The sequence below is a fragment of the Thioclava sp. F28-4 genome (assembly GCF_002020045.1).
In the GTDB taxonomy this organism is placed as follows: domain Bacteria; phylum Pseudomonadota; class Alphaproteobacteria; order Rhodobacterales; family Rhodobacteraceae; genus Thioclava; species Thioclava sediminum.
The window spans coordinates 21,388-28,744 of the sequence record NZ_MPZQ01000021.1 but is presented as its reverse complement, the minus strand read 5'-3'; the positions used below and the strand labels follow the sequence as shown (position 1 = coordinate 28,744).

Here is a 7,357-nt window from a genome sequence, read left to right as displayed (position 1 = left end):
TCGCCGCAACCGCCCAGAACCTCAGGAAGCTGGCAAAGCTCCTTCCCGCACCGCAGCAACCGCGAAAAGCCTTATAGGAAAGGCAGTCGCACATCACGAAAGCTTCCAATTTCTGCAATCGCGAACGGGTGTTTTTCCACAGAATCGGCCCTAAGCTGACATCTGTTTTTGCGAGAACGCTGCCTGAGAACGGCGGAGCAAAAGTCGGTCACGGTAGCGGCGGGATGCGCCTGCTGCGGGCGGCGTAAAAGTCGTCCACTTTTACCCTTTCTGGCGACAGGGAGGGTGCGAAGATTTTTCGCCGTGGACTTGTATCGCAAGGTTCGACTTGCCTGCGCCGAGGAGATCGTCAAGCTTGCCACCGCAAGCCTGCCGGTTCGGTAATCGAGGAGGAGCCGATGTCGGAGACAATCGAAGAGGACAGCGCCAAGCCCCGGCCCGCCGATGACGTGGCGCGCGAGGTCGATCTGCCGTGGTGCCAGCCCAAGCCCGGCCATGAGGATGTCCGCGCCCCCGATCTGATCCACGAGATCATGGCGCATCCGAACTACCTGCAGGCCGATGAGGATGTCGATTTCCTCAACCGCGACGAGATGCGCGGCCCGCGCCTGCAGCTCGATTACCAGAAGGCCGAGACGCTGCTGCGCGAACATGGCATCGCCCATTCGATCGTGGTCTTCGGCGGCACCCGCATCCCCGAACCGGAAGCCGCGCGCGAGAAGCTGGCCGATATGGAGGCCCGCAGCGCGGCCGATCCGAGCAATGACGATCTGACCCGCCGCGTCGAGATCGCCAGGCGCATCGTCGCGAAAAGTCGCTATTACGAGGTCGCCCGCGCTTTCGGCCGGATCGTGGGCGCGCGCGAGGGCGCGCATGGCAACCGGCTGGTGATCGTCACGGGGGGCGGGCCAGGGATGATGGAGGCCGCCAATCGCGGTGCGCATGATGCGGGTGCGCGCACGGTGGGGCTCAATATCACGCTCCCGCACGAGCAATTCCCCAACCCCTATATCACGCCGGGCCTGTGCTTCCGCTTCCGCTATTTCGCCCTGCGCAAGCTGCATTTCCTGATGCGCGCGCGGGCGCTGGTGGTGTTCCCGGGCGGCTATGGCACGCTCGATGAGTTGTTCGAGACGCTCACGCTGATCCAGACCCGCAAAATCCGCCCGCTGCCGGTGATCCTTGTCGGGCGCGACTATTGGAGCCGGGTCTTCGATCCGGATTTCCTTGTGGAGGAGGGGGTGATCGACCCCGAGGACCGCGACCTGTTCTGGTATGCCGAAAGCGCCGATGAGATCTGGGAGGATATCGGGCGTTGGTATGCGCAATTCGGTCGCAATATCGACGAACCAATGGGAGGAGAGGATGAAGATTTCATTTCACGGTGCCGCGCATGAGGTGACGGGGTCCTGCCATCTCGTCGAATGCGCGGGGCGCAAGATCCTGATCGATTGCGGCATGTTCCAGGGCCGCTCGGAACTGACCGAGGACAATGCCGCGAAGTTCGGGTTCGAGCCCTCCGAGATCGACATGGTGTTGCTGACCCATGCCCATCTCGATCACTGCGGGCGACTGCCGCTTCTGGTCAAGCGTGGCTTCAAGGGCGAGATCATCGCGACCTCGGCCACCCGCGATCTGGCGCGACTGGTGATGCTCGACGCGGCGCATCTGCAAGAGGAAGAGGCGCGCCGTCATCACCGCCATGGGCGGCGCGGCGGGTCGCGTGAGGCGCTTTACGACACGATGGATGCGCTCGACGCGGTCGATCGGTTCGGGCGCAACGCCACCTATCGCAAGACGCTCTCGCTGTTCGACGGGATCGAGGCGACTTTCTTCGACGCGGGCCATATCCTCGGCTCGGCTTCGATCCGGCTTGACCTGACCGAGCATGGCCGCACCCGAAAGGTTCTGTTCTCGGGCGATCTGGGCCCCGACAATCGCCCGCTTCTCAACGATGCCGACCCGCCCGAGGATGCAGATATCGTGGTGATGGAAACCACTTATGGCGAGCGCGACCATCGCGGGCTCGAGGCCTCAATCGCGGAATTCCTCGCCGCGATCCGCGCGACCACGGGGCGGGGTGGCAATGTCATCATCCCGACCTTCGCGCTGGAGCGTGCGCAGGAGCTGCTGTGGTTCCTGCGCGAGGGGATGGCCTCGGACGAGATCGAGAAATCGCTGCGGGTGTTCCTCGACTCGCCGATGGCGATCTCCGCGACCCGGATCTTCGCGCGCCATGACGAGGCGCTGCGCCCGGAACTGGCCGAGATCATTCGCAAGGGGCGCGATCCGTTCCAGCTGCCCGAACTGCATTTCACCCGTGAGACGCAGGACTCGATCGCACTCAACGAGATCCGCTCGGGCGCGGTCATCATGGCGGGTTCGGGGATGTGCACGGGCGGGCGCGTGCGCCATCACCTGCGCCACCACCTCGCGCGGAGCGAGAGTGCAGTGATCTTCGTGGGCTATGCCGCCGAAGGGACGCTGGCGCGGATCATCGTGGACGGGGCGAAACATGTGAAGCTCTTCGGCGAGGAGATCCCGGTGCGCGCGCAGATCCACACGATCAACGGCTTCTCCGCCCATGCCGACCAGAGCGATCTGAAACGCTGGCTGGCCCGCACCCGCCACCCGGAAAAGATATTCCTCGTGCATGGCGAGAAAAAGTCGATGGAGGCCTTCGCGAAAGGGCTCGATCCGGCGAAGGTCGTGATGCCCGAGCTGCACCAGAGCTTCGAGCTCTAGCCGCGCATCACAGCCCCGGCAGGTCGATCGCGACGGCCGCGTGATCGCTCGCATGGGGGCGGTGGCGGCCGACGCCGGGCAGGTGCTCGCCTCGATAGCGGGCGGCCTCGGTGCCCAAGCCCTTGCGCAGGATGCGCGGCGCCGCATCGGGGTGGCGCGCGGCCAGCGCGGGCGAGGCGAGCAGCACATCGGGGCAATGGTAGCGCCCCGAATGCGGATCGTAATAGGTCCAGCGCTCGGGCCGGGGCATCCGCGCCATCAGATCCACACTGAACCCGTGTTCTAGCGGCGCCGTCGCGCGGGGTAGGGGCAGCTCGGGGTCGTCGGGCTCGTTGAGATCGCCAAGGATTAGCCAGAGCGCTTCGGCCGGATCGTCGAAGTGCCGCTCGATCAGCGCCCGCGTCGCCAGCGCCTCAAGGCGCCGGGTGCGCCAGGCGGCGGCCTCGTCGGGGTAGGGCGATTTGAAATGCGTCACGAACAGCGTCAGCGCGCCCACTTCGACCATCAGGCAATCGCGCCGGAAGACCGGCATTTCGGGATCGACGCCCTCGGGCAACTCCAGCCCCAGATCGCCCGGCGTCAGAGCGGCATGGCTGCGCACCGCTCCCAGCGCGCGGCGCGACAGCACCGCCAAATCGAGCCCGCGCCCGTCATTGCCCGGTAGGCAGACCCGCTCGGGATAGGGCCGCGTGCCGGTGGGCAGCAGGTAGCGCGCGTGGAAGTGCTCCAGCGTCGCGAGGTCGAACACCTCCTGCAGCGCGACCAGATCGGCGTCGATCCCGGCGAGCAGTTCCGCCGTCAACCGTCGGTCGATCGGATCGAGGCGCGGGTCCTCGGGGTCGTCGCTGTCCCAAGCCCCGTGCAGCCGCCCCAGCTCCCGGTTCGGTAGCAGGCGCATGTTTTGGGTGTTGAGGCTCGCGATCCGCATCTTGGCGTCAGCATCGCATGGGCGGTGCGGTTTGGAACAGCGCGAATGCGTCCTTCGATCCTCCCCCAATGAAGGGATCCGCCGTTATGTTTAGGAAAACGGAGGATCAGAATGGCTGAGAAGCGACACAAGCCGGAAGAGAGTGTCACGGTGTGAGGGGGCCGTGGCCCCAGTGGGGCTGCGCAAGCCCCGATCACGCGGCAAGTTGAGGTGCTTGTCAGGCAAGGCATGGCCCGGATGGATACGATCCGCGAGCTTCGCATTACCGAGCAGACCTATTATCGCTGGCACAAGCAGTATGGCGGTATCGTCGACGCGGGGAGAGACGCTTCACGTGAGACGCTCTCGTTGCTCTTCGAGGCCGCACCTGAGTTTTGTCTCCCGAAAGAGTCAGTCGGCGTCTCATTCCAAGGTATACATCCCGGCTTGAGCGAGGCCTCGGCGGGGGTATCCAGAATGCGATGAGATTGGAGCTTTTGCGGCAGGGGGCAGATCGGTCCAGTTTTCGCAAAGCCAGTCTGACTGCATTCCGCATTCCTTACGGATTGAAAATAGACTGATGGTGCCTGGAACTCGCCGCGATCGCGTCGCGCGACTTCCTCGGTGGCGTCCATCAACGCGCGGGTGGTCTCGTGGGCGAGCTCTTGCCAGGCTTCGGTGCCTTCTTGGACCTCAATGCCAAGCTTCCCGAGCATATGCCGGATCGGGTCGCGCACGACGTCGTAATTGCGCAGCAAGATTGCTTCACGCAGCGTCTCCGTTGCCGCGGCGTATTCGCGTTGTTCGCGTGCGGCATCCGCGGGGCTGCGCGGCAAGCCGATTGCACGGCGCCGGTCTTCGTCGCGCAGTTTCCACTGCACGATCCCCATGACCACCTGTTCCATGTCCGTGTGAAGCATCGGACTGACCCTCGCGAATTCGAATGCGAGATCCGTCAGCCGTGTGATGAGCAGGGCCAGCGGTCTCGCGATAGCTGGGTCATGTGTATGCATGGAAAATCGAAGTATGAAAGTTAGGTCAAACCTGTAGCAGGCGCTTGGGACGCGCCTTCGCCAGAAGAATCCCCCGCTACGATATTCCAGATATGGAATGTTGCTCCGTCTGCTCATCGCTCCGACTCCCGGGCGCGGCTCCGTCGGTCCGTGCCCCAAATGTGCCTCGGAGCGTGCCGCGTTTGTGCCACGGGGAAGCCGGAAAAAAGAAAGCCCAGAGCGAACTCTGGGCTTTTCTCTTTGAAATCAGTCTCTTGCGAGAGATTTGGCTCCGGCGGTAGGGATCGAACCTACGACCAATTGATTAACAGTCAACTGCTCTACCGCTGAGCTACGCCGGAACATGTGAGGGTGTATATGAATCTCGAATTGGGATGTCCAGAGGGTTCTGGCGAAAAAATTCAGGCTTTCGTCACGTCAGCGAAAATAGCGCCTCTGGGCGCAGGTCGGGCGCGGCGATGACTTGGTTTTGCACTGACATTTCAACGAGATGCGCGAAGACGTTGCGTTCGGCCGCGGGCAGGAGGGCTGCGGGCACGTCGGTGTAGATCGCGCGGGTGAGGCCCTGCGGGGTGGCGGGGCGCTCGGTGAGGGCGCTTCGGATCTGCTCGGTGCGGGCGTCGCGATGCGCGCGCTGACTCGCGATCAGGGTTTGGGGGTCGGTCACCGGGTCGCCGTGGCCGGGGTATAGGATGCGCGGGCTCTGCGCCTCGATCCGCGCGAGCGAGCGGTAGTAATCGCCCAAATCGCCGTCGGGCGGCGAGATCAGCGTCGAGGACCAGCCCATTACGACGTCGCCGGTCAGAAGGGCATCGCCGAGCGCGAAGCTTAGATGGTTGCAGAAATGGCCGGGCGTATGCAGCGCGGTGAGCGACCAGTCGCCGTGGCTCAACGTCTCGCCATCCTCGAGCAAAATGTCGGGATCGAAGGCATGATCGACCCCTTCGCCGCCGCCCGCATGGCCGCGCGCCGCGAGTTCCGCCATCACAGGCGCGCGCCCGGCTTCGGGCGGGCCGAAGGCGAGGATCGGCGCGCCCGTGGCCTCGGCCAAGAGCCGCGCGCCGGGGGAATGGTCGAGATGGGCATGGGTGACGAGGATGTGGCTGACCCGTTCTCCGGGGGCGAGCGCGTCGAGCAGCGCCTGCAGATGGGCAGGATCGGCGGGGCCGGGATCGACCACCGCGACCTCGCCCGTGCCGATGACATAGGTGCAGGTGCCGGTGTAGGTCATGGGAGACGGGTTCGGTGCGATGATCCGGCGCAAGCCGGGTTGCAATTCTTCCATCTTTCCCTCCATCGCGGCCATCGTTAGGGTTCTGGCATGAAATTTCGCTGGCTGAAACAGATGATGCCGCGCGGGCTTTATGGGCGGGCCGCGCTGATCCTGATTCTGCCGGTGGTCACGATTCAGCTCGTGGTCTCGGTCGTCTTCATTCAGCGCCATTTTGAGCGTGTCACGCAGCAGATGACCGAAGGGATGGTGCGCGAGATCGCGCTTCTTGATCAGGTCGCGACCAATGCGCCGACGGCAGAGGTTGCGCGCGAACGGCTCGACGTGCTCGACAAGACGCTGAACTTCGCCTCGCAATTCCCGGCGCCCACGAATCTTGCGTCGCAGCGGGGCGATACACGCAGTTTCTTCGATCTGACCGGGATCGTGGTGATCTCGACGCTGCGGGCGAACCTGTCGCAGATCCGCTCCATCGATCTCGACAACAACACCAATTCTGTGCGGGTGGTGCAGGAGACGCCGAACGGACCGCTCGCGGTGACCTTCGCGCGCAGCCGGGTGTCGGCGTCGAATCCGCACCAATTGCTCGTTCTGATGGTCTTTGTTTCCATTCTGATGACGCTGATCGCCTATATCTTCCTGCGCAATCAGCTGCGTCCGATCCGCAGGCTGAGCCATGCGGCGGAGGAATTCGGCAAGGGGCGCAACCTGAATTACCGCGTCTCGGGGGCGACGGAGGTGCGCGCCGCGGGCCGCGCCTTCCTCGATATGCGTAACCGGATCGAGCGGCAGATCGAACAGCGCACGCTGATGCTGTCCGGTGTCAGCCACGATCTGCGCACGCCGCTGACGCGTCTGCGGCTCGGGCTGTCGATGATGGAGGAGACTGACGAGGTCCGCGCGATGGAGCGCGACGTCGACGAGATGGGGCGCCTTGTCGATGCGTTTCTAGAATTCTCGCGCGATGGGGCGTCGCATGGCGAGCCGGAAACGCTGCCGATCTGCGGCTTCGTTGCAGGCGTGGTGGAAGACATGCGGCGGATGGGGCGCGATGTGACGCTGGTCGATTGCGACAGCGAAGAGGAGGCGACCTTCCGCCCCGATGCGCTCAAACGCGCCTTGGCGAATCTGATCGGCAACGCGGTCCGCTACGGCACGCGCGCGGAAATCACCGTCTCTATCGCGCGCACGGGGTGGCGAATCGCGGTGCATGATGACGGGCCGGGCATCCCGCCCGAACGCCGCGAGGAGGCGATCCGGCCATTTACCCGGCTCGACCCGGCGCGCAATCAGGATCGCGGGCAGGGCGTCGGATTGGGGCTTTCGATCACCGCCGACATCCTGCGCCGCCATGGTGGATCGCTGAAACTCGGGCGATCCGAACGGCTTGGCGGCTTGATGGCCGAGATGATCCTGCCGCGGTAAGTGGCTACACGTTCGATCACGCGCGCGCACGAACCG

General features: G+C 64.4%; 6 protein-coding genes and 1 tRNA gene. 3 read left to right on the top strand and 4 right to left on the bottom strand.

What is annotated here, in order from left to right; genetic code table 11:
- Positions 1-398 precede the first annotated feature (398 nt).
- Positions 399-1,397: an LOG family protein gene (locus BMI87_RS20595; RefSeq protein WP_078523369.1), complete on the top strand. Its 999-nt coding sequence runs from the start codon at positions 399-401 to the stop codon at positions 1,395-1,397.
- Positions 1,366-2,745 (top strand): MBL fold metallo-hydrolase RNA specificity domain-containing protein, encoded by a 1,380-nt coding sequence (locus BMI87_RS20590; RefSeq protein WP_078523368.1) that lies wholly within the window; start codon positions 1,366-1,368, stop codon positions 2,743-2,745. Before BMI87_RS20595 ends, BMI87_RS20590 begins: the two co-directional genes overlap by 32 nt.
- Positions 2,746-2,752: 7 nt before the next feature.
- Here BMI87_RS20590 and BMI87_RS20585 read toward each other — a convergent pair whose 3' ends face one another.
- The 4 genes from BMI87_RS20585 to BMI87_RS20565 form a co-directional block, all read right to left on the bottom strand.
- Positions 2,753-3,673 carry an endonuclease/exonuclease/phosphatase family protein gene (locus BMI87_RS20585; RefSeq protein ID WP_078523367.1) on the bottom strand — a complete coding sequence of 307 codons (921 nt, stop codon included), beginning with the start codon at positions 3,671-3,673 and terminating at the stop codon, positions 2,753-2,755.
- Between the two features lie 278 nt (positions 3,674-3,951).
- Positions 3,952-4,572 carry a hypothetical protein gene (locus tag BMI87_RS22355; RefSeq protein ID WP_146681710.1) on the bottom strand — a complete coding sequence of 207 codons (621 nt, stop codon included), beginning with the start codon at positions 4,570-4,572 and terminating at the stop codon, positions 3,952-3,954.
- A gap of 359 nt (positions 4,573-4,931) precedes the next feature.
- Positions 4,932-5,006 (bottom strand) — tRNA-Asn (locus BMI87_RS20570).
- Between the two features lie 71 nt (positions 5,007-5,077).
- On the bottom strand, positions 5,078-5,950 hold the full coding sequence (locus BMI87_RS20565) for an MBL fold metallo-hydrolase (protein WP_246832757.1): 873 nt from the start codon (positions 5,948-5,950) through the stop codon (positions 5,078-5,080).
- Between the two features lie 36 nt (positions 5,951-5,986).
- Here BMI87_RS20565 and BMI87_RS20560 point away from each other — a divergent pair, with 36 nt between their 5' ends.
- On the top strand, positions 5,987-7,321 hold the full coding sequence (locus BMI87_RS20560; protein WP_078523365.1) for an ATP-binding protein: 1,335 nt from the start codon (positions 5,987-5,989) through the stop codon (positions 7,319-7,321).
- Positions 7,322-7,357 lie beyond the last annotated feature (36 nt).